This window comes from Streptomyces sp. NPDC005648, from assembly GCF_040605395.1.
In the GTDB taxonomy this organism is placed as follows: domain Bacteria; phylum Actinomycetota; class Actinomycetes; order Streptomycetales; family Streptomycetaceae; genus Streptomyces.
On the sequence record NZ_JBEXCS010000005.1, the window covers coordinates 105,500 to 127,351 of the forward strand.

Consider the following 21,852-nt stretch of genomic DNA (forward strand, 5'->3'; position numbering starts at 1 on the left):
TGTTTTCCTGCCGCCGCACCGGTGTCGGTGGGGGGCGTCGGGCCGTCGCCGGGCGACTGATGAGTCATGAAGAAGGATCAGTTGCTCACGCGGCGCCGGGCGTTGATCGCCGGCGTCGCCGCTCTGGGCGCGGCCGGCACCGCCGGTGTGTTCGCGCTCGGTCAGGGCGACGAGCCGGTGCGGCGGCCCGCCGTACCGGCCGCCGGCCCGCAGGCGCGCGCCGCGCTCAAGCCCTCCGCCTACCGCCTCCAGCCCCTGACCGGATACGGGCCGCCCCGCGCGGCACCCGGCCGGCCCCCCGTGCGGCACGAGCCGTTCCTGCGGATGTCGGGCCGTGGTCGCACCATGTTGCTGACCTTCGACGACGGCCCGGACCCCCGCTACACCCCGCACATCCTGGACACCCTCGCCGAGTACGACGTGCGTGCCACGTTCTTCGTGTGCGGGGAACAGGCCGACTGGAACCGGGACCTGCTCGCACGGATGGCCGACGAGGGCCATGTCGTCGGCAACCACACATGGTCCCACCCCTTGCTGACCACGCTCACCCGCTCCGGGATCCGTTCGGAGATGGAACGCACCAGCGATGTCATCGAGGACGCCTACGGGGAGCGCCCGCAGTGGTTCCGCGCTCCCTACGGCGCCTGGAACCGGGCCGCCTTCCAGCTCGGCGCCGAACTGGACATGGAGCCCCTCGCCTGGACGGTCGACACCCTCGACTGGACCACCCCGGGCACCCGGAGCATCGTGCACCGCGTCGAGGACGGCGCCGCCCCCGGCGTCGTGGTGCTCTCGCACGACGCCGGGGGCGACCGCACCCAGAGTGTCCGGGCGCTCAAGGACTATCTGCCGCATCTGCTGGACTCCGGCTACCACATGACCGTACCGAGACGGCGTTACGCGTAACCGGATTCCGCCCGCCCGGTCGGGGAACGCTCAGCGGACCTCGACCAGGCGGGCGAAGACGACGACATTACCGTCGTAACCATGCTGCTTGGAAAAGCCGCCCCCGCAGGTGATGACCCGCAATTCGGCGTCACCCTTCGAGCCGTAGACGCGATCCCCGGGAAAGTTGTTCTTCGCGAAGACCTCGATGCCGTAGATCTCGAAAAGCGCCGTCTTTCCGTCCTTGCGGGCGACCTCGACGCGATTTCCCTTCTTGAGCGCCCCGAGTCCGTAGAAGACGGCGGGGCCCATCTTGTTGTCGACATGGCCGACCACCACCGCGGTGCCCTTCTCACCGGGCGAGACCGCCCCCGTGAACCAGCCCGCCAGATTCGGGTCCTCCGGCGGCGGCGCCCCGACCCAGCCGTCCGTGTCCAGACCGACCGGCATCACCGGGGCGTCCACCCGGATCGAGGGAATCCTGACCCGGTCCGGCGCGGAGAACGGCAATGCCTGGGTCCTGGCGAAGGAACCGGGCACCCGGCTGTCCGCCGCGGCCGCCGAGGCGGGCTGCGGCGGACCCACGTCGAACTCTCCCGAACCATTCCGAATGAGCGCGAGGCCGGTCAGCAGAACCAGCGCTATCACGCCCCAAGGAGCGCGCTTCTTCGGCTGCTCCTCTTCTTCGGCCAGCTCGAACGCAGACATTCGGCTTCCCCTCTCGACGCGGCCGTCGCCCCGTCATTCGCGCATACGAGAACGCTAAGTCCCGCACGCCGAACCGGCGACGGGGCGGAGGCGAACGGGTGGCCCGTACGACAGGGGTGCGCCATCCGAGTCGCCGTCGAAAGTTATTTTCTGACGGTCCGTGACCTGCGGTGATATCCGATTGTGCGCTCATTGCCCGGCGTGTCCTCTCACCAGGACGGACCATCGCCGAAATGCGGGCCCGCGCACGGCAACTGAGGGTTTTTCCGGGAGGCGCTTTCTCGCCGACATGCCGGGGACCGGACCCGGGGCGTCTTCCGCGGAGGATCACATGCGTACCACTCGTGCCCTGGCGGCCGCTGCCGCCGTGGTCGCCACGCTCTCGCTCGCCGCGCCCGCGGCGGTCGCCGACGGCATGCCCAATACCCTGAGCAACCTCATCGCGCTGCCCAGCGTCATCGCCCGCGGTGGGCAGTTGACCATCACCGTGGACGGCTGCGGGGCGGGCATGGCCACCGCGACCTCCGACGCGTTCTCGCCCACGATCCTGAGGCGCGTCGACTCCAGCAACACGTCGAGGGGTACGGCGACCGTCAACAACAACGCCTCGACTGGGTCCCATAGCATCACGGTCACCTGCAACAGCCAGACCCTGACGAACCCGGCTGCCTTCACCATCATCGGTGGTGTCCGCGGCGGTCTCGGCGGCGGCAGCACCACGGGCGCCACACCGACCGACATGGCGATCGGCGGCGGTCTCGTGGCCGCGGCCGTCGTCGGTGGCGGACTGTTCTGGATGCGTCGCCGCGCGGAGAAGCGGATCTGAGCCCACCCCGCATTCCGGGCTCGCCCCCGCTCTTGCCGGGCAACGCCTTCGCCCCGGAACCTCCGAGAGGTTCCGGGGCGATGAACTGTGCGGTCAGGCGCCGCCTTCGCCGGTGCGGCGGCGCGAGAAGTGGTACGCCGCCGCGACCGAGCCCGCGATGAGCGCCGCGCCGAGGCCGATCTCCTTGAGGTCGAAGCCGGCGATGGAGCCGCCCTCACCGGCGCGCACACCCCGGTCGGGATTGAGCGGGGCGATGGGGTTGACCGGGTTGATCGGCAGCGGTGTCGGGCCCACCGGTCGGCCGCCCGCGATGGTCAGCGCCGTCGACCCGCTCACGCCGTCACAGGTGAACGTCACCTGATACGTGGCTCCGGGCTTGGCGTCCCAGTCGACCGTCGCGGTCGCCGCCGAGCGTCCCGGGGGGATCGTGACCGCGTCGAAGACGGCCGAGGTGACCGTCGCCGGCCCTCTGCAGCCGCCGTCCCGGTTGAGCTGCAGCGTGACCTGGCCGCCGGCCGCGATGGTCGAGGGCAGGACACTGAAGCCGAACGGCGTGATGTTGCCGCCACCGCTCGCGACGGCGGCCGGTGCGGAGAGGGTGAGGGCGCAGACGCCCAGCAGTGCGGCCGAAGCGACGCGTATCGCGCGCATGTGAATCCTCCGGGTCCCCGAGGAGCAGCTGCGGACCTTTTCCGCTTGCGCCAGAAATGCACCTCGATGACCGAAACGCTAGGAACAGGTGTGCGCCTGCGCGATCGCAGTCGGGCGAATGGGGCAAGAGTGTGGGCCACCCAGGGGACATGCGCGGCGTGGCGGCTGTCTCCCGGACGGCCCGTTGGGTGAGGGGCTGTCAGGCCTTGATATGAGGAAAGAGGTTCAGGAAGGGCTCCGCCGAGGCGGTGATGCCGCGGCTGTAGGGCGCGTCGAAGTCCCAGATGAGGAAGAGCAGGAAGGCGATCAGCGCGGAGAACAGTCCGGCTAGGATCAGTTCGCGCGCCGTGCGCCGGATCTGCAGTGCGAAGATCATGCCGATGGTGATCACCGCTCCGGCCAGCAGCCCGAACCACACGACGCCCGGCATGGTCGCCCCCAGTGAGTCCGAGCGGGCGCTGCGCGCCTGGTCGGCGGCGGTGACCTGGTCGAGAAGCGGTTGGTAGGCCTGTGCCTCGAAGTCGTTCTTCGGCTGGTAGTCGGTGACATCGGTACGGATGCGCTGGAAGAGCTCGCTGCCGCGCGCGGTCACCCTGCCGTGGTCGGCCATCGTCTTCCACTCCGTGGTGACGACTTGTCCGACATAGGCGTTGACATCGTCCCGAATGCGGTCGCGGACGTCGGGCGGATAGACCCGCACCCGCTGCGAGATCTCGTGCAGCGCGACCGCCTCCGCCTGGACGTGGTCCTGGGCGGCGCTGCGGCCCTCCCACACCCCGGCGATGGCCAGGCCGAGGACGATGGCGTACACCACGCCGATCCACATCGTCATGTACTCGATGACGTCCGGGGTCTCACTGGTGTCCTCGTCCTCGGGGGCGGCCTTGTGCCGTACGACGGTGACGATGACCACCACGGCGCACGCGGCGAGCATCGCGAGGGTGAGAACAAGCCAATTCGACAAGAGAGCTCTCCAAGGGTCAGCGGGGCCGCAGCGCGGCGACGGCGATCGCGGCGGGCGCGGTGATGAGCAGGACGAAGACGAGGGGGGAGGGGCTGTCGTGGGTCGGGCGGCTGGGCATCGGGGCCCGGTACCGCGGATAACTCACGGGTGCCACCGAGGGATGCGGGGTGGGTTCCGTCGAAGGTGAAGGCGACGGAGGCGGGGGTGGAGGCGGCGTCGGTGCCGGGGCCGGCGGGGGAGTGGGGGCGGGGCGCGGCGCCACGGGCCGCGGAGGAGGCGGCGGCACGGGCTTCGGTGCCGGCTTGGGGGTGGGGGTGGGCCTGGGCTTGGGGGGCGGAGTGGGCCGCGGTGTCGGAGTCGGCGTGGGGGTGGGACTCGGACAAGGTGGTGACGGGGTCGGTGTCGGAGTGGGTGGCGGAGTCGGTGTGGGCGTCGGGCAGGCCGGTGGAGTCGGCCAGTCGAGGTTTCCGGCGACCGCGGTCCCTCCGGCGACCGCCACCGCCCGGGTGCCGTCCGGGCCGGTCGAGGCGGACGCGCAGGCGTCGGCCGCGGCCACGCCGGCCGGCGCCCCCGCGAGCAGCCAGGTCAACGTCACCAGTGTCAACACCCGTGCGGTGAAGGCGGTTTGGGTCGGTTCGGGTCCATGCACGACGAAGATCATGAGGCCTTGCGCGCCCGCGCGGGGCGGAGCGCGCGGTGATTGGCCCGAACGGGGGATTGTGGCCGCACGGCGGTTTGATCGGCGTCCACTCGGACGGTCGTAGACGCGCACATGTGTGCGAGATGGCCGGGGCGTGGCACAGGTTCCGAAAAGAAATTTGTGAGGCGGTTGAACACAACCGCAGGTCCCATGCGTACCCATGCTCGTGCGGCGACAGAGCAGGGCGCTGCAACAGCCTTGCGACTATGGGGAGTTGTTGACGATGAAGACCTCCTGGCGGAGCGCCTCCTTCGTGGTGGGCGCCGCGGCCATCCTGGCCCTCACGACCGCGTGCGGCCAGGGCGGCGGCAATACGTCGGTGGGCAGCCAGAACGTGGGCGCCACGGCCCCGGCCGGCGGATACGGCAGCGTGGGCGTCGGCGCGAGCGCCAGCGCCAGTCCCGGCAACGGTTATGGCGCCGACGGACAGCAGGGCGCGGCGGCCCAGACCACGCCCGCCGGTCAGCTCACCGTCAGCGACAACGCCGAGCTCGGCAAGACGCTGACCGACAGCGCCGGTCTCACCCTGTACCGCTTCGACGAGGACACCGCCGAGCCGCCGAAGTCCAACTGCAACGGCGACTGCGCCAAGACCTGGCCGCCGGTTCCCGCGGACGACGCCACGGCCGGTGCCGGTATCGACAAGTCCCTGCTCGGCGAGGTCACCCGCGCCGACGGCACCAAGCAGCTGACCATCGGCGGCTGGCCGGCGTACCGCTACGCCAAGGACACCCAGGCCGGGGACACCACCGGGCAGGGCGTGGGCGGCAAGTGGTTCGCGCTCGCCCCCGACGGCAAGAAGGCCACCCTGGCCAGCCTGCCCGGCCTCTCCGTCCGCAAGGACCCCAAGCTCGGCGACATCGTCGTCGACAAGAACGGCAGGACGGTCTACCGCTTCCTGAAGGACGTGGCCTGGCCGAAGCCGATCTCCAACTGCACCGGCTCCTGCCTCGAGAAGTGGCCCGCGGTCGGGATCGTCTCGCCGGACGACACCAAGGGCATCGAGAAGAAGGGCCTGATGGGCTTCACCCGGCCCGACGGCGTCAAGCAGATGACCGTCGACTGCTGGCCGGCGTACACCTTCTCCGGTGACACCAAGCCGGGAGACACCAACGGCCAGGGTGTCGGTGGCACCTGGTACGTCATGTCGCCCGACGGAAAGCCGATCGGCGCGCCGAAGAAGTAGGCGTCACCTCCCCAGGGTTGACCGCACCGGACGCGCGCACGATCGCAGGTCCGCCCCCTCCGCACCGCACGGAGGGGGCGGACCGCTTTTGGCGTTGCGGCATTTTGTCGTTTTTTCACCGGGTGCCTACGACACGTGCCGCAGGCAGTGACCGGGAACGGATGGTCAATTTCCGTTTCCGCTCGCCCCGTTGGCAGGCGATCAGTAGCCTCAGCTCGAACACCGGATCGCCCGAGCCTTGGAGAGATAGATGGAGCGTCCCGCCTGGGCCCCACTGAGCATCGACATCTCGGTGCCGAGCGTCTCCCGGATCTACGACTTCTACCTGGGCGGTTCGCACAACTTCGAGGTCGACCGGGAGGCGGCCCGCAAGGCGATGGAGTTCATGCCGGGCCTGCCGAAGATCATGCAGGCCAACCGGGCGTTCATGCGCCGCGCGGTGCGGTACGCGGCGGGCGAGGGCATCACCCAGTTCCTCGACGTCGGTTCGGGCATCCCGACCTTCGGCAACGTCCATGAGGTCGCCCAGTCGGCCAGCCCCGGCGCCCGGGTCGTCTACGTCGACCACGACCCGGTCGCCGTCGCACACAGCCAGGCGGTCCTGGAGGGCAACGAGGACGCGGGCGTCGCCGCGGCCGACCTCCGCAAGCCCCGGGAGATCCTCGACAGCGACGAAGTACGCCGCCTGATCGACCTGAACCGGCCAGTGGCGCTGCTTCTCGTTGCCATACTGCACTTCGTGGAAGACGCGGACGACCCTTATGAGGCGGTGGCCCGGCTGCGCGACGAACTCGCGCCCGGCAGCCTGCTGATCCTCACCCATGCCTCGTACGAGGGAATCCCGCTTCCACCGGAGCGGGCCGCGGGCACGGTGGACGTCTACAAGGACATCCGCAACCCGCTGATCATGCGTTCGCGCGACGAGATCGCGCGGTTCTTCGAGGGGTACGACATGGTGGAACCGGGACTGGTGCCGATGCCTCACTGGCGGCCGGACACGGCACCGCAGGACGAGGATCCTTATGCCTTCTCCGGGTTCGCCGGCGTGGGGCGTACCGCGTGATCGCCGAGCCGGACGGGCCGGAGGACAGACTGCGCCGGTTCGCGACGATCTGGAGCCGGGCGGTCTTCCCGGTCACCTCCACGTCGCTGACCCGGCCGGAGTTCGAGGAGGAGCTCCTGCCGCTGGCCCGGCGGCTGAGCCAGGCCCTGCACACCCGTACACCGGCGGCGGACGAGGGCCGGGCGGTGGGCGCCGCCCTTGTCTCCGCGCACTGCACCGACCCCGAGGCGCTGAGCCGCACCCTGGACTGCGTGGACGCCTATCTCGTCCTGTACTGCGGTGAGAACGGTGACCAGGAGGAGCTCAGGGCCCGTTCCGCCAAGCTCCAGCACGCCATGGCGGCCGGCTTCGCCCAGGCGCTGCGCGAGCGGACGCTGGCCGAGCAGGAGGCCATCTCCGCGGCCGCGTTGAAGGCGCAGGGCGTGGTCGCCCAGGCGCTGCACGCGACCGAGGCCCGCTTCCGCGCCGTCTTCGAAGGCGCGGCCATAGGGATCGGCATCGCCGACCTCGAGGGCAACATTCTTCAGGTCAACGGCGCGCTGCTGCGGATGTTCGGCATCACGGACCCGATGATGCGCGGACGCAGGGTCCAGGAGTGGACCCACCCGGAGGACGCCCCCCAGACCTGGAAGCTCTACGACGAGCTGGTCCGCGGCGAGCGCGAGCACTACCACGTCGAAAAGGCCTTCTACCGCCCCGACGGAACGGTCCTGTGGACCAACCTCACGGTCTCCCTGCTGCGTGACACGGACGGCAGCCCGCAGTACCAGCTCGCCCTCATGGAGGACACCACCGAGCGCCGGCTGCTCAACCTCCGCCTGCGCTACGAGGCCACCCACGACGCCCTCACCGGCCTGCCCAACCGCACCTTCTTCTTCGAACGCCTGGAGAAGGCCCTCGGCGCGGGTGAGGGCCAGCGGTTCGGGCTGTGCTACCTCGACCTCGACGGCTTCAAGACGATCAACGACAGCCTCGGCCACGCGGCCGGCGACCGGCTGCTCGTCGAGGTCGCCGACCGGCTGCAGGGCTGCACGACCGCACCCGGCGAGATGGTCGCCCGGCTCGGCGGCGACGAGTTCGTGGCGCTGACCACCGGCACCGACACCGAGAGCGAGGTCGACGAGCTGGCCGCCCGCATCATGGGCGCCCTGATCGCCCCGATCAGCATCGACGGCCGCGAGCTGACGGTGCGCGGCTCCATCGGCATCGTCGAGGGCCCGGCGGGCGAGCGCAGTCCGGCGGAGGTGCTGCGCAGCGCCGACATCACCATGTACCGGGCCAAGTCGGCGGGCGGCAACCGCTTCGAGCTCGCCGACGAGGAGGCCGACGCCCGCGCCATCACCCGGCACGGGCTGACCACGGCCCTGCCGGCCGCGCTGGAGCGCGGCGAGTTCTTCATCGAGTACCAGCCACTGGTCCACCTCGGCGACGGCAGCGTCCGCGGCGCGGAGGCCCTGGTCCGCTGGCTGCATCCGCAGCACGGCGTCCTCGGCCCGGACCGCTTCATCCCCCTGGCCGAACACACCGGCCTGATCGTGCCGTTGGGCCGCTGGGTCCTCGAACAGTCCGTCCGCCAGGCGCGCGAGTGGCGAGAACGGTACGACGAAGCCGGCCCCCTCCGTATCAACGTCAACCTCTCGCCCTGCCAGCTCACCCACCCCGGCCTGGTCCAGGACACGGTCGACATCCTGGAGCGCGCGGGGGTCGAACCGGACGCGCTGTGCCTGGAGGTCACCGAATCGGCCCTCATCGGCGCCGACGACGACCTGCTCAAACCCCTGCGCCGTCTGGCCGAGATGGGCGTCGACATCGCCCTCGACGACTTCGGCACCGGCTACTCGAACCTGGCGAACCTCCGCCGCCTCCCGGTCAGCATCCTCAAGCTGGACCGCTCCTTCACCCAGAGCATGCAGCAGTTCCCGGCCGACCCGGTGGATCTGAAGATCGTCGAGGGGATCGTTTCGCTCGCCCACAGCCTGGACCTCGCGGTCACGGTCGAGGGCGTGGAAACCGGGGCCCAGGCCGAGCAGTTGCGGATACTGGGCTGCGACACGGCCCAGGGCTGGTACTACGCCCGCCCGGGCCCACCGGACCGGCTGCACGAGCTGGCCCTGGTGGACGCGACGGGCTGACGCCCGCCCGGGTCCTAGGGCAGCGGAAACGACCGCAGCGAACCGTGGGTGCGGGCCATGACGACGACGTGGCCCGTGTCCCCGCCCGGTACGACGAGTTCGGGGTGTTCGCCGTCCCTCGTCTGCGAGTAGGCCGGGGACATGCGGGGCGCCGCGCTTCCGGTGCCCTGGGGACCGGCGTGCAGGTCGATCGTGATCACGCGGCCCCGCGCGCTGCCGTTGCCGGGGGTGAAGGTCACGAACCGGCGTCCGGCCACGCCGGCGCCGTCCGTCCTGGTGGCGTACGTGCTCCACAGCCTGCGGTCGTTCTCGAGGTCGTACGCGTACCAGTCGCCCGCGCTCGTGTCCTCGGCGCCGGCCTCGTACAGCACCAGGATCCCGTCGTCGGAGATCACACCCTGCACGGGCTTGTCGATCGTGTTCCGCGGGGTCGGCAGCGGCTTCAGCGTCGCCGGATCCAGGCGCCGCATGGGCGGGAAGACGTCCCCGGCCGAGTATGGGCTGCCGGTGCAGACCAGGTAGTGGCCGCCGGTGACGAGGTGCTGGCACTCGACGCCCGCGGGACTGGTCGCCACGGTGGCGCCGGTGCGGGCGTCGCGGGCGGTGACCCGGGTGACGCCGTCGGCCGTGTAGACGCGGCCCCGGAAGGCGGCGAGGGGCTCGCCGGTGCTCCAGGTGACGTTCCGGTGCCACAGGGGCGTGCCGTCGGACGCGCGGACGGCGTCGAGGACGGCGCCGGTGCGGATGAAGGGGTCCGGTGCGTGCAGGGCGTAGACGATCCCGTCCGTGGCGGCGAGGGAGACGTAGGCGCGACCGGTGGGCAGTCGACGGGTCCACGCCTGCTCACCCGTCCGCAGGTCCGCCGCGCGGAGCACGCCCGCGACTCCGGCGACGGCCCGCTCGTCGGCCGCGTCGACGAGGAGTTGGACGGTCTTGCCGTGGGCGTCGCCGGGCACGGTCCAGGTGACTCGGCCGTCGGCTCTCGAACGCCCCACGAGCGTCCCGGAGTTGGTCGCGCACACCACCTGGTGCGCGGTCGCGCCGCAACTGCCGTGGGCCTCCGGGCGGGTGATGGACGCCGTCCATGCGCGCCAGGGGCCCGAGACGGACACCGAGGTCGTCTGCACCGTCGGCCCCGAGCCGCCGGACGGCGACGAGACCGCCGGGCTCTTCGGGCCGCCCGACGCGGAGTTGCCCGACGCGGAGCGGCCCGAGCACCCCACCAGCACCAGAAGCGCCGCGCCCACCGCGGCGATCCGCCGTTTCATCCCCGCCCACCCCCGTGTGAGAGAACCCCCATGCTACGACCCCTCAGCGCTCCAGCAGCATCCGCTGCAACTCCCGTGCCGCCCGCGGCGGGGCCACGTCGCTGCGGTGCGCGAGGGCGATCGCCCGATGCAGGCCGGGCCGCGCCAGGGGGGTGACCCGCAGTCCCCGGCCCGTCCGTGTCGCCACCATCCGCGGGACGACGGCCACCCCCAGCCCCGCCCGCACAAAGCCCAGCACCGCGTCCATCTCCCCGCCCTCCACGGCGAAGACGGGCTCGAACCCTTCGGCCCGGCAGGCTGCCACGGTCAGTTCACGCAGGTCGTAGCCGTGCCGGAACATCACCAGAGGCTCCGTCTCCAGGTCGGAGATCCGGACGGTCCGCCGGCCCCGGCCCCCGGGCGCGGGCGCCTCCGGTGACGAGACGACCACCAGGTCCTCGCGCAGCAGCTCCACCGTCGTCAGCGCGGGGGACGGCGTGGGCAGCGGCAGCACCACGAGGGCCAGGTCCAGGGCGCCGCGCGCCAGCTCCCGCACGAGGTCGTGCGAGCCGCCCTCCTCGATCAGCAGCCGAATACCGGGATAACGGTGGTGGAAGGCGCGCAGCACGTCGGGCAGCAGCCCGGTGCACAGACTCGGTGTCGCCCCCAGCCGCACCCGGCCGCTGCGCAGCTGCACCAGCTCCTGCACCTCGTGCCGGGCGGTGTCCGCGTCGGCCAGGATGCGGCGGGCCAGCGGCAGCAGCGCCTCGCCCGCGTCGGTCAGCGTGATGTTGCCGCGCGCCCGCAGGAACAGATCGGCCCCCAGCTCCCGCTCCAGCGCCTTGATCTGCTGGGACAGGGACGGCTGGGCGACATGGACCAGATCGGCGGCCCGGGTGAAGTGCCGGGTCTCGGCGACCGCCACGAAGTACTGGAGCTGCTGGAACTGCACCCGCCCAGCATAGGCTCCCGCTATCGAAACGAGCCAGACCATGTCTTGGACCGATGGGGTCTTTCGGCCCTAGCGTCTTGACCCATGGCTCTGGCAACGCGGACGGACCGACGGCCGTCCATGGCGCGCACCGTGTGGGACAGCACCGTCGGCAAGAAGACGGTGATGGCCGTCAGCGGGCTGCTCATGCTGCTGTACCTGGTCGTCCACATGATCGGCAACCTGAAGATCTTCTTCGGCGCGGGCGAGTTCAACCACTACGCGCACTGGCTGCGCACCATCGGCGAGCCGTTCATGCACTACGAGTGGACGCTCTGGCTGATCCGCGTCGTGCTCGTGGCCGCCGTCGTCGCGCACGCCGTCTCCGCCTACCAGCTAAGCCGACGCGACATCAGGGCACGGCCCAGCAAGTACGTGCACAAGAGGCCGAAGGCCACCTACGCGACCCGGACCATGCGCTGGGGCGGGACCATCCTCGGCCTGTTCATCGTCTGGCACATCCTCGACCTCACGACCGGCACCGTGCACAGCGGCGGCTTCCAGCCTGGCCACCCGTACCAGAACGTCGTGGACACCTTCTCCACCTGGTACGGCAACGTCATCTACATCGTCGCGATGCTCGCCCTCGGCCTGCACGTACGGCACGGCTTCTGGAGCGCCGCCCAGACCCTCGGGGTCGGCAGCCGCGCCCGCGACCGCGCCCTGAAGACCATCGGCAACGTCCTCGCAGTGCTGCTCACGGCCGGCTTCGTCGCCGTCCCCGTGGGCGTCATGACCGGAGTGGTGAGCTGACATGACCTACACCGACTACGTCACCGGCGAACCCGTCGCCGACACCAAGGCCCCGGACGGACCGGTGAACGAGCGCTGGGACAGGCGCCGTTTCGAGGCCAGGCTGGTCAACCCGGCCAACCGGCGCAAGCACACGGTCATCGTCGTCGGCACCGGCCTCGCCGGCGGCTCCGCCGGCGCGACCCTCGCCGAACAGGGCTACCACGTCGTCCAGTTCTGCTACCAGGACTCCCCGCGCCGCGCCCACTCCATCGCCGCGCAAGGAGGCATCAACGCGGCGAAGAACTACCGCAACGACGGCGACTCCGTCCACCGGCTGTTCTACGACACCGTCAAGGGCGGCGACTTCCGCGCCCGCGAGTCCAACGTCCACCGCCTCGCGCAGATCTCCGTCGAGATCATCGACCAGTGCGTGGCACAGGGCGTCCCCTTCGCCCGGGAGTACGGCGGTCTGCTGGACACCCGCTCCTTCGGCGGCGTACAGGTCTCGCGAACCTTCTACGCCCGTGGCCAGACGGGCCAGCAGCTGCTGCTGGGCGCGTATCAGGCGCTGAGCCGGCAGATCGCGGCGGGCAACATCGAGATGCACCCCCGTACCGAGATGCTCGACCTGATCGTGGTCGGCGGGCGGGCCCGCGGGATCGTGGCCCGGGACCTGGTCACCGGAAAGGTCGACACGTACTTCGCGGACGCCGTCGTACTGGCGAGCGGTGGCTACGGAAACGTCTTCTACCTGTCGACGAACGCCATGAACTCCAACGCGACGGCAGTCTGGCGGGCCCATCGCCGCGGCGCCTACTTCGCCAACCCCTGCTTCACCCAGATCCACCCCACCTGCATTCCGCGCACCGGCGACCACCAGTCGAAGCTGACCCTGATGAGCGAGTCGCTGCGCAACGACGGCCGGATCTGGGTGCCCAGGGCCAAGGGCGACGACCGGCCGCCGAACAGGATCCCCGAGGACGAGCGCGACTACTACCTGGAGCGTATCTACCCCTCCTTCGGCAACCTGGTCCCACGCGACATCGCCTCCCGCGCCGCGAAGAACGTCTGCGACGACGGACGCGGGGTGGGCCCCGGCGGCCAGGGCGTCTACCTCGACTTCGCCGACGCCATCAAGCGGATGGGGCGAAAAGCGGTCGAGGCCAAGTACGGCAACCTCTTCGACATGTACCAGCGGATCACCGACGAGGATCCGTACGAGGTGCCCATGCGGATCTACCCGGCGGTGCACTACACGATGGGCGGGCTCTGGGTCGACTACGACCTGCAGACCACCGTGCCGGGCCTGTTCGCGATCGGCGAGGCCAACTTCTCCGACCACGGGGCGAACCGGCTCGGTGCCTCCGCGCTGATGCAGGGCCTGGCCGACGGCTACTTCGTCCTCCCCGCCACCATCAACGACTACCTCGCCCGCAACCCGCACCAGGAACCGGTGACTGACCAACACCCGGTCGTGCAGGAGGCGTTGGCGGAGACCGAGGACCGGCTCAACCTGCTCCTGTCGGTCGACGGCGACCGCACCCCCGACTCCTTCCACCGCGAAGTCGGCGAGCTGATGTGGGAGTTCTGCGGGATGGCCCGGACGGACGCCGGTCTGCGCAAGGCCCTGGAGCGCATCCCGCAGATCCGCGAGGAGTTCTGGCGGCGCGTCAAGGTGCCCGGCACCGGCGAGGAGTTCAACCAGTCGCTGGAGAAGGCCAACCGCGTCGTCGACTACCTGGAGCTCGCCGAGCTGATGTGCCTCGACGCGCTGCACCGCGCCGAGTCCTGCGGCGGCCACTTCCGCGAGGAGTCGCAGACAGCGGACGGCGAGGCCGCCCGCCGGGACGACGCGTTCTCCTACGCGGCGGCCTGGGAGTTCACCGCCACCGGCGAGGCTCCCACCCTGCACAGGGAAGACCTGGTCTTCGAGTACGTCCACCCCACCCAGCGGAGCTACGCATGAAGCTCACCCTGCGCGTCTGGCGGCAGCGCGACGCCGACGCCGACGGCGCCATGTCCACGTACGAGGTGGACGGCATCTCCTCCGACATGTCGTTCCTGGAGATGCTCGACACGCTCAACGAGGAGCTCATCCTGCGCGGTGAGGACCCGGTGGCCTTCGACCACGACTGCCGCGAGGGCATCTGCGGCGCGTGTTCCCTGGTGATCAACGGGGACGCGCACGGTCCCGAGCGGACCACCACCTGTCAGCTGCACATGCGGTCCTTCAAGGACGGAGACACGATCGACGTCGAGCCGTGGCGGGCGTCGGCTTTCCCGGTGATCAAGGACCTGGTCGTCGACCGGTCCGCGTTCGACCGGATCATCCAGGCCGGCGGGTACATCACCGCGCCCACCGGGGCCGCACCCGAGGCGCACGCCACACCGGTGCCCAAGCCGGACGCCGACTTCGCCTTCGAGCACGCGGAGTGCATCGGCTGCGGGGCGTGTGTGGCGGCCTGTCCCAACGGGGCGGCGATGCTGTTCACCTCGGCCAAGGTCAACCATCTGAACGTGCTGCCGCAGGGAGCGCCCGAGCGGGAGACCCGGGTGCTGGACATGGTGGCGCAGATGGACGAGGAAGGCTTCGGCGGCTGCACGCTGACGGGCGAGTGCGCCACCGCCTGCCCCAAGGGCATTCCCCTGGTGTCGATCACGAGCATGAACAGGGAGTGGCTACGGGCCACGCGGAAGTCCGCGAAGCGCTAGCACTGTGAACGTTCGCCGAACTCGTGCGGACGGGCGGGGTCGGGAGGGTGCTCCCCGGCCCCGTCTCGCATGTCCGGGACTTGCCGTTCAGCAACCTCACACCCGCTCTCCCCGCACCGGACACGCGAAGGTCAGTCGGCATCGGAAGAACTGTTGCGGCCGGACCTACGGCACCGGCCCGCGCGTTGCTCCGCCGTCCCCGGCCGTTGACCAGGAGAGTGCCATGACCGGCGTAACCACCCTCGACCGCCCCGCGCAACCCGCGGCCCCCACCCGCTACTCCGTCTCCCTCGCCCGTGACGAGGCCGATGTGCGGGCCGCGCAGCGGCTGCGGCACGAGGTGTTCGCCGGGGAGATGGGCGCCCTGCTGAGCACCCCGCAGCCGGGCCACGACATCGACGCCTTCGACGCGTACTGCGACCACCTGCTGGTGCGCGAGGAGATCACCGGCCTGGTCGTCGGGACGTACCGGCTGCTGCCGCCCGAGCGGGCCGCGATCGCCGGACGGCTGTACTCCGAGGGCGAGTTCGACCTGACCGCGCTCGACGCGATCCGCCCCGGCCTGGTCGAGGTCGGCCGCTCCTGTGTGCACCCCGACCACCGTGACGGCGCCGTCATCGGCCTCATCTGGGCCGGCATCGCCCGCTACATGGTGGACCGCGGGCACGAGTGGCTGGCCGGCTGCTGCTCGATCCCGCTCGCCGACGGCGGCGCCCTCGCCTCCGCGACCTGGGACCGGGTGCGGGCCAAGCACCTGGCTCCCGAGGAGTACCGCGTACGGCCGCTGCTGCCCTGGGTCCCCACCGCCGCCGCCCCGGCCGCCCCCGCCGAGCTTCCCGCCCTCCTGCGCGGCTACCTCCGGCTCGGCGCCTGGGTGTGCGCCGAGCCCGCCCACGACCCGGACTTCGGGGTCGCCGACCTGTACGTGCTGCTGTCGATGCGCCGTGTCAACGCGCGCTATCTACGGCACTTCCTCTCCCTCGTCCCGGCCTGATGAGCGTCTGGATGCCGAGCGCGCCCTGCACCCCCGGGGCGTGCATCGAGCAGACGGGGTCCGCCACGGCCGTACCGCGTGCCGTGGCGCGGATCGCGGCGGTCGTGGTCCTGATGCTCGTCGGGATCGCGCTGACGCCGCTCGGCGGGAGGATCCCCGCCGAGTGGGTGCGGCGGTGGTGCCGGCTGATCGTACGGGCCGCGGGCGTCCGGGTCCGGGTCACCGGCGCCGCCGCGCCCGCCATCGGCGGAGTGCTGCTGGTCGCCAACCACATCTCCTGGCTGGACATCCCGCTGCTCGCCGCGGTCCGGCCCGCCAGGATGCTCGCCAAGTCCGACATCCGGGACTGGCCGGTCGCCGGTCCGCTGGCCGCCCGCGGCGGTGTCCTGTTCATCGACCGCAACCGGCTGCGGGCCCTGCCCGACACCGTGTCCCGGATCGCCGGCGCGCTGCGCTCCGGGCAGGCCGTCGGGGTCTTCCCCGAGGGCAGCACCTGGTGCGGGCGCGCCCAGGGCCCCTTCCGCCGCGCCGTCTTCCAGGCCGCCCTCGACGCCGAAGTCCCCGTCCAGCCCGTGCACCTGGGCTATCGGGTGGCCGACGGCCCCGCCAGCACGGCACCCGCCTTCATCGGGGAGGACTCACTGCTGGCCTCGGTGTGGCGGGTGGCGATGACACGGGGGCTCGTCGCCGAGGTGGAGGTACGGGAGACCATCCCGGCGGGCGCCCACCCCGACCGCCGCTCCCTGGCACGGGCCGCGCAGCCGGGGGCCACGGACCGACCCGACTGGACGCACGCCGCGTTGGCGGCCGCGGCCCGGCCCACCGGCCCGGGCCGCCGGGAAACCCCGGGCGCGGTCCGGAGGAGGGGCATCGCCGTCGCCTTCGCGGAGGTCACCGGGCGAACCCGGACCGCGGCCGCGCGAGCGGCCGGCTCCCCGGCTGCCGACGCCTGACCTCACCACGACCACCCGGCGCCCGGAAACGGACCGCCGGGCTTCGTCGTATCCGCGCCCGTGGACCTTCCTGGGCACACGCCTCCTCGGCACAGGCCTCCTCGGCAAGGCCGCTTCCGTTCATATCTGTGAATAAGAATCAAGAACCCGGCTATTGACGCGTTCACAGCAAGCGCTTACGTTCCCGTCTGAGAACACGAGAAAGCGCTTTCTCCTGCACGGCACCCCTGGTCCCCGCACGAACCGGAGGAACCCCATGCACGTGAGATCCGTCCTCGCGTCGGTCAGTCTGTTGGCCGGCGCACTCGTCGGGCTGTCGGGCACACCCGCCCAGGCCGCGAGCAGTACGCAGTACGTGTCACCCAGCGGCACCGACAGCGCGGCCGGCACCCAGTCCGCCCCGACCACGCTCGCCACGGCGATCAGCCGTATCGCCTCGGGCGGCACCATCTACCTGCGCGGCGGGACGTACAACTACTCGTCGACGGTCACGATCCCGGCGGGCAGCAACGGCACATCCGGCGCCCGCACCACGCTGACCTCCTACCCGGGCGAGACGCCGGTGCTGAACTTCTCGGCGCAGAGCGAGAGTTCGTCGAACCGGGGCATCCAGCTCAACGCCAACTACTGGCACCTCTACGGCATCACCGTCCAGCACGCCGGCGACAACGGCATCTACGTCGGCGGCAGCAACAACGTCGTGGAGCGCGTGGTGACGGCGTACAACCGGGACACGGGGCTGCAGTTGGGCCGTATCTCCTCCAGCACCCCGAGCTCGCAGTGGCCGTCGAACAACCTGATCGTCAGTTCCGAGTCCCACGACAACTCGGACTCCGACGGGGAGGACGCGGACGGTTTCGCCTCGAAGCTCACGACGGGCACCGGAAACGTGTTCCGCTACGACGTCTCGCACAACAACATCGACGACGGCTGGGACCTCTTCACCAAGACCGACACGGGTGCGATCGGCCCGGTGACCATCGAGTACTCGCTCTCCTACGGCAACGGCACGCTGAGCGACGGCACCGTGAACGCCAACGGCGACCGCAACGGCTACAAGCTCGGCGGCGACGACATCGCGGTCAACCACGTCGTCCGGCACAGCATCGCCTACCGCAACGGCCACCACGGGTTCACCTACAACAGCAACCCCGGCACGATGGCGATCTCCGACAACGTCGGCGTCGACAACGCGCAGCGCAACTTCTCCTTCGACGCCGGCACATCGGTCTTCCGCACCAACACCTCGTGCCGCTTCGCGGTCTCCGGCTCCAACGACAAGACGGTCGGCGACGCGGACAGCAGCAACCAGTTCTGGACCGGTACGAACGGCTCCCGCTGCTCCTCGTACTCCGGCGCCCTGGGCTGGTCCTTCGCCTCGAACGGCAGCCTCGCGGTGACGTTCGGCGGCAAGGTGGTGACGCCGTAGCGACCGGCAGGTGACGCGGGTCCCGGCCGCTGAGGGCCGGGACCCTCGTTGGCATGGCGCGTGTTCTCGGTCGCGGCTGAGTACACGCGCTCTGTCCCCACCCTCGGCATCGTCAGCCACGGTGGTTGGGCGGCCGGCGTCCGGGCCGCCGGGGCACTGCGGCTCGTGCTCACCGAACTCCAGGTGGCCACGGTCCGGGCCAGCCCGCGATACCGCTGCTCCCCACGTTCTCGACCGGTGGCTTCGTTCCCCAGGACGGAGACGGACGCCGCGGCCTGAGGCCTGTCGGCGGGCGGTGGCGGACGCGGCCTCAGCGCTCGCCCGGCCGCAACGCCCGCGTCAGATAGGGCGCCGTGGCGCTCTTCGCCGCCCCCGCCACCTCCCGGGGTGTCCCCGCCGCCACGATCCGTCCGCCCGCGTCCCCGCCGCCCGGCCCCAGGTCGATCACCCAGTCCGCGCCCGCCACCACCGACATGTCGTGCTCGACGACGATCACGGTGTGCCCGGCGTCGACCAGCCCGTGCAGCCGGCCCATCAGGACCTCGACGTCGGCCGGATGGAGACCGGTCGTCGGCTCGTCGAGGAGGTAGAGGGTCCGGGCGCGCCGGTCACGCTGCAACTCGCTCGCGAGCTTGATGCGTTGGGCCTCCCCGCCGGACAGTTCCGTCGCCGGCTGGCCGAGCCGGAGATAGCCGAGACCGACGTCCAGGAGGGTGGCCAGGCTTCTGGCCACGGCCGGGGTCCCGGCGAAGAAGGCCGCGGCGCTCTCCACGGTCAGGTCCAGCACCTGCGCGATGTTCCGTCCCCGGTAGGTCACTTCGAGCGTCTCGGGGTTGTAGCGCGCCCCGCCGCAGTCCGGGCACGGCGCGTAGGTGCTCGGCAGGAACAGCAGCTCCACGCTGACGAACCCCTCGCCCTGGCAGGTCTCGCAGCGTCCGCCCGCGACATTGAAGGAGAAGCGGCCGACACCGTAACCGCGCGACCGTGCCTCCTCGGTCGCCGCGAACTCCTTGCGCACGACGTCGAACAGACCCGTGTAGGTGGCCAGATTGGAGCGCGGGGTGCGCCCGATGGGCTTCTGGTCGACCGAGACCAGCCGCCGTACACCCGGCAGTTCCTCGGTGATCTCGCCGATGAGCGTGGACTTCCCGGAACCGGACACGCCGGTGACCGCGGTGAACACACCGAGCGGGAACTCGGCCGTCACCCCGCGCAGGTTGTGCCGGGTGACCGGGCCGACCGTCAACCGGCCGCGTGCGGTGCGGAGTTGGCGGGCCGGGGCGGGCGAGCGGTCGAACAGGTAGCGGGCCGTGGCCGACTCCTCGACCTTCACCAGGTCCGCCACCGGTCCGCTGTGCAGCACCCGGCCGCCGTGCTCCCCGGCGTGCGGGCCCACGTCCACGAGCCAGTCGGCGCCGCGCATGACGTCCAGGTGGTGCTCGACCACGAACACCGAGTTCCCGGCCGTCTTCAGCCGCTCCAGCACGGTCAGCAGGGCCTCGGTGTCCGCCGGGTGCAGACCGGCGGACGGTTCGTCGAGGACGTAGACGACACCGAACAGGCCGGAGCGCAACTGCGTGGCCAGGCGCAGGCGTTGGAGTTCGCCGGCCGAGAGGGTGGGGGTGGCGCGGTCCAGTCCGAGGTAGCCGAGGCCGAGTTCGAGGACCGGGGCGATACGGGCCCTGAGGTCCTCGGTGAGGACGCGGGCCGTCTCCGAGGTGCCGTGCAGGAGCGCGGTGAGTTCCACCAGGGGCAGGGCCGCCAGCTCCGCGATCGTACGGCCCGCGAAGGTCACCGCCAGCGCCTGGGGGCGGAGCCTGCTCCCGCCGCAGACCGGGCAGGGCGCGCTGGTCAGGAAGCGCTCCGCCTTGGCCCGCAGGGTCGGGCTCCTGGAGTCGGAGAAGGTCTTCATGACATAGCGGCGGGCGCTCATGTACGTGCCCTGGTAGGGCCGTTGGATACGGTCCGCGTCCCTGACCGGGTGGACGGTGACGACCGGCTGCTCGTCCGTGAACAGGATCCACTGCCGCTGTTCGGCGGGGAGTTCGCGCCACGGCCGGTCCACGTCGTGGCCGAGGGCGTCCAGGATGTCGCGCAGGTTCTTGCCCTGCCAGGCACCCGGCCACGCGGCGATCGCGCCCTCCCGGATCGACAGCGAGGGGTCGGGGACCAGCGACTCCTCGGTCGTACGGTGCACCCGGCCCAGCCCGTGGCACTCGGGGCAGGCGCCGACGGCCGTGTTGGGGGAGAAGGCGTCCGAGTCGAGCCGCTCGGCGCCGGGCGGGTAGTCGCCGGCGCGGGAGAACAGCATGCGCAGATAATTGGAGAGGTTGGTGACGGTGCCCACGGAGGAGCGGGACATCGGGGCGGCGCGGCGCTGCTGGAGGGAGACGGCGGGCGGCAGACCGGTGATCTCGGCGACCTTCGGCGCCCCCACCTGGTGGATCAGCCTGCGCGCGTACGGCGCGACCGACTCGAAGTAGCGGCGCTGGGCCTCGGCGTAGATGGTGCCGAACGCCAGCGAGGACTTCCCGGAACCCGACACACCGGTGAACACGGCCAGCACGTCGCGCGGGATGTCGACGTCCACGCCCTGGAGGTTGTGCTCGCGGGCGCCTCGGACACGGACGTACGGGTCGTGGGGGCCGCCGGGGTCGTGCATGGGGACGACTCTAACCGGAGGTGATCGCCGCCAGCCTGCGATAGGAGTCCAGCAGGGCCCCGCGGTCGTACGTGCTGGTCGTGACCAGGACCTCCTGCGCGCCCGTCTCCTTCAGCACCGTCTCCAGCTCGTGGGCGACCTGGTCCTCGGTGCCGGCGAGCTGCCCGGTCAGTCCGGCCTCGTAGAAGCCGCGTTCCTTCGCGGTCATCGTGAGCCCCTCGACGCGCTCGACGGGCGGCAGGGGCGGGAAGGTGCCATGGGTGCGGGAGTACGCCATCGACCAGGCCTCCGGGACGAGCAGCCGCCGGGCGTCCTCGGGCGTGGCGGCCACCGCGATGGTGCCGGAGACGACGACGTACGGCTCGGGCGCCCAGGGGGAGGGGCGGAACCGGGCGCGGTAGCGGTCGATGCCGCGCCGCATCCTCTCCCGGTCGCGGAGGTCGCCGATCACCATCGGCAGGCCCGCGCGGGCCGCGATGTCGGCGCCCTCGCCCATCGCCAGCACGAACGGCGGCACCGTCAGTCCCTCCGCCGGGCGGGCGTGCACCCCCGTGCCGGAGGTGCCCCGGAACCAGCCGAGCAGCTCGTCGAGCTGGCCGGCGAAGTCCTCGGCGGCCCCCTTGTCACGCCCCAGCGCCCTGCGCACCCCGTCGGTGAACCCGACGGACCGGCCGAGCCCCATGTCGATCCGGCCGGGGAAGAGGGACTCCAGCACCCCGAACTGCTCGGCCACGACCAGCGGTCGGTGGTTGGGCAACATCACTCCGCCCGTGCCGACCCGGATGGTCCGGGTCGCGCCCGCGACGGCGGCGGCCAGCACGGTCGGCGCGGAGCCGGCGACCCCCGGCACCCCGTGGTGCTCCGAGACCCAGAACCGGTGGTAGCCGAGCCGCTCCAGCTCCCGCGCCAGCCCCACGGTGTCCCGCAGCGCCTCCGCGTTCGAGTGGCCCTCGCGGGTGCGGGAGCGGTCGAGGACGGAGAAGCGGGTGGCGGCGATCACTGAACTCACACCGG

17 protein-coding genes and 1 pseudogene are annotated in these 21,852 nt (G+C 71.2%); 11 read left to right on the top strand and 7 right to left on the bottom strand.

The annotated features are described in order from the left end of the window. Positions 1–66: 66 nt before the first annotated feature. Positions 67–906, top strand: a complete 840-nt coding sequence (locus ABZT17_RS04545; RefSeq protein WP_356343583.1) for a polysaccharide deacetylase family protein — start codon at positions 67–69, stop codon at positions 904–906. A gap of 30 nt (positions 907–936) precedes the next feature. Here ABZT17_RS04545 and ABZT17_RS04550 read toward each other — a convergent pair whose 3' ends face one another. After that, positions 937–1,593 (bottom strand): class F sortase, encoded by a 657-nt coding sequence (locus ABZT17_RS04550; protein ID WP_356343586.1) that lies wholly within the window; start codon positions 1,591–1,593, stop codon positions 937–939. Positions 1,594–1,924: 331 nt separating this feature from the next. Here ABZT17_RS04550 and ABZT17_RS04555 point away from each other — a divergent pair, with 331 nt between their 5' ends. Next, positions 1,925–2,419 carry a hypothetical protein gene (locus ABZT17_RS04555; RefSeq protein WP_356343588.1) on the top strand — a complete coding sequence of 165 codons (495 nt, stop codon included), beginning with the start codon at positions 1,925–1,927 and terminating at the stop codon, positions 2,417–2,419. Between the two features lie 93 nt (positions 2,420–2,512). Here the strand turns inward: ABZT17_RS04555 and ABZT17_RS04560 are convergent, their stop codons facing one another. Together ABZT17_RS04560 and ABZT17_RS04565 are read right to left on the bottom strand one after the other, a co-directional pair. Beyond that, a complete protein-coding gene (locus ABZT17_RS04560; RefSeq protein WP_356343590.1) occupies positions 2,513–3,070 on the bottom strand; it encodes a hypothetical protein in 558 nt (185 codons plus the stop codon). Positions 3,071–3,269: 199 nt separating this feature from the next. Next, positions 3,270–4,034, bottom strand: a complete 765-nt coding sequence (locus tag ABZT17_RS04565; protein WP_356343593.1) for a DUF4239 domain-containing protein — start codon at positions 4,032–4,034, stop codon at positions 3,270–3,272. A 923-nt stretch (positions 4,035–4,957) separates the two neighbouring features. On the opposite strand from ABZT17_RS04565, the gene ABZT17_RS04570 reads away from it, so the two are divergent. From ABZT17_RS04570 to ABZT17_RS04580, 3 genes are all read left to right on the top strand, one after another. Continuing rightward, complete coding sequence (locus ABZT17_RS04570; protein WP_356343595.1) at positions 4,958–5,920, top strand: SCO0930 family lipoprotein; 963 nt, start codon at positions 4,958–4,960, stop codon at positions 5,918–5,920. A 250-nt stretch (positions 5,921–6,170) separates the two neighbouring features. Then, the gene (locus tag ABZT17_RS04575; RefSeq protein ID WP_356343598.1) at positions 6,171–6,983 is read left to right on the top strand and encodes an SAM-dependent methyltransferase; all 813 of its coding nucleotides are present in this window, start codon (positions 6,171–6,173) and stop codon (positions 6,981–6,983) included. Then, positions 6,980–9,115 (top strand): EAL domain-containing protein, encoded by a 2,136-nt coding sequence (locus ABZT17_RS04580; RefSeq protein WP_356343600.1) that lies wholly within the window; start codon positions 6,980–6,982, stop codon positions 9,113–9,115. Before ABZT17_RS04575 ends, ABZT17_RS04580 begins: the two co-directional genes overlap by 4 nt. 14 nt (positions 9,116–9,129) lie before the next feature. Here the strand turns inward: ABZT17_RS04580 and ABZT17_RS04585 are convergent, their stop codons facing one another. Together ABZT17_RS04585 and ABZT17_RS04590 are read right to left on the bottom strand one after the other, a co-directional pair. Beyond that, entirely contained in the window at positions 9,130–10,383 is a 1,254-nt protein-coding gene (locus ABZT17_RS04585; protein WP_356343602.1) for a PQQ-binding-like beta-propeller repeat protein, read from the bottom strand. Between the two features lie 43 nt (positions 10,384–10,426). Continuing rightward, complete coding sequence (locus tag ABZT17_RS04590; protein WP_356343604.1) at positions 10,427–11,314, bottom strand: LysR substrate-binding domain-containing protein; 888 nt, start codon at positions 11,312–11,314, stop codon at positions 10,427–10,429. Between the two features lie 120 nt (positions 11,315–11,434). Between ABZT17_RS04590 and ABZT17_RS04595 the strand changes: the two genes are divergently transcribed. The 6 genes and pseudogenes from ABZT17_RS04595 to ABZT17_RS04620 all read left to right on the top strand — a co-directional run. After that, positions 11,435–12,106 carry a succinate dehydrogenase gene (locus ABZT17_RS04595; protein ID WP_356343755.1) on the top strand — a complete coding sequence of 224 codons (672 nt, stop codon included), beginning with the start codon at positions 11,435–11,437 and terminating at the stop codon, positions 12,104–12,106. A 1-nt stretch (position 12,107) separates the two neighbouring features. Continuing rightward, positions 12,108–14,054, top strand: coding sequence for a fumarate reductase/succinate dehydrogenase flavoprotein subunit (locus tag ABZT17_RS04600; RefSeq protein WP_356343607.1), 1,947 nt, complete (start codon positions 12,108–12,110; stop codon positions 14,052–14,054). Further along, positions 14,051–14,800: a succinate dehydrogenase/fumarate reductase iron-sulfur subunit gene (locus tag ABZT17_RS04605; RefSeq protein WP_356343609.1), complete on the top strand. Its 750-nt coding sequence runs from the start codon at positions 14,051–14,053 to the stop codon at positions 14,798–14,800. Before ABZT17_RS04600 ends, ABZT17_RS04605 begins: the two co-directional genes overlap by 4 nt. A gap of 223 nt (positions 14,801–15,023) precedes the next feature. Next, a complete protein-coding gene (locus ABZT17_RS04610) occupies positions 15,024–15,794 on the top strand; it encodes a GNAT family N-acyltransferase (protein ID WP_356343611.1) in 771 nt (256 codons plus the stop codon). Between the two features lie 11 nt (positions 15,795–15,805). Further along, positions 15,806–16,747, top strand: a complete 942-nt coding sequence (locus tag ABZT17_RS04615) for a lysophospholipid acyltransferase family protein (RefSeq protein ID WP_356343613.1) — start codon at positions 15,806–15,808, stop codon at positions 16,745–16,747. 343 nt (positions 16,748–17,090) lie between these two features. Then, positions 17,091–18,176: pseudogene (locus ABZT17_RS04620) on the top strand (right-handed parallel beta-helix repeat-containing protein); the annotation flags it as partial. 310 nt (positions 18,177–18,486) lie between these two features. Here the strand turns inward: ABZT17_RS04620 and ABZT17_RS04625 are convergent. Both ABZT17_RS04625 and ABZT17_RS04630 read right to left on the bottom strand, forming a co-directional pair. Then, positions 18,487–20,838, bottom strand: coding sequence for an excinuclease ABC subunit UvrA (locus ABZT17_RS04625; RefSeq protein WP_356343615.1), 2,352 nt, complete (start codon positions 20,836–20,838; stop codon positions 18,487–18,489). 10 nt (positions 20,839–20,848) lie between these two features. Next, a complete protein-coding gene (locus tag ABZT17_RS04630; protein WP_356343617.1) occupies positions 20,849–21,847 on the bottom strand; it encodes an LLM class flavin-dependent oxidoreductase in 999 nt (332 codons plus the stop codon). Between the last annotated feature and the right edge of the window lie 5 nt (positions 21,848–21,852).

Bases quoted from the DNA above. Each gene is read 5' to 3' on its own strand.
- ABZT17_RS04545 (WP_356343583.1), top strand. From the start codon at position 67: ATGAAGAAGGATCAGTTGCTCACGCGGCGCCGGGCGTTGATCGCCGGC.
- ABZT17_RS04550 (WP_356343586.1), bottom strand. From the start codon at position 1,593: ATGTCTGCGTTCGAGCTGGCCGAAGAAGAGGAGCAGCCGAAGAAGCGC.
- ABZT17_RS04555 (WP_356343588.1), top strand. From the start codon at position 1,925: ATGCGTACCACTCGTGCCCTGGCGGCCGCTGCCGCCGTGGTCGCCACG.
- ABZT17_RS04560 (WP_356343590.1), bottom strand. From the start codon at position 3,070: ATGCGCGCGATACGCGTCGCTTCGGCCGCACTGCTGGGCGTCTGCGCC.
- ABZT17_RS04570 (WP_356343595.1), top strand. From the start codon at position 4,958: ATGAAGACCTCCTGGCGGAGCGCCTCCTTCGTGGTGGGCGCCGCGGCC.
- ABZT17_RS04575 (WP_356343598.1), top strand. From the start codon at position 6,171: ATGGAGCGTCCCGCCTGGGCCCCACTGAGCATCGACATCTCGGTGCCG.
- ABZT17_RS04585 (WP_356343602.1), bottom strand. From the start codon at position 10,383: ATGAAACGGCGGATCGCCGCGGTGGGCGCGGCGCTTCTGGTGCTGGTG.
- ABZT17_RS04595 (WP_356343755.1), top strand. From the start codon at position 11,435: ATGGCGCGCACCGTGTGGGACAGCACCGTCGGCAAGAAGACGGTGATG.
- ABZT17_RS04600 (WP_356343607.1), top strand. From the start codon at position 12,108: ATGACCTACACCGACTACGTCACCGGCGAACCCGTCGCCGACACCAAG.
- ABZT17_RS04605 (WP_356343609.1), top strand. From the start codon at position 14,051: ATGAAGCTCACCCTGCGCGTCTGGCGGCAGCGCGACGCCGACGCCGAC.
- ABZT17_RS04610 (WP_356343611.1), top strand. From the start codon at position 15,024: ATGACCGGCGTAACCACCCTCGACCGCCCCGCGCAACCCGCGGCCCCC.
- ABZT17_RS04615 (WP_356343613.1), top strand. From the start codon at position 15,806: ATGCCGAGCGCGCCCTGCACCCCCGGGGCGTGCATCGAGCAGACGGGG.
- ABZT17_RS04625 (WP_356343615.1), bottom strand. From the start codon at position 20,838: ATGCACGACCCCGGCGGCCCCCACGACCCGTACGTCCGTGTCCGAGGC.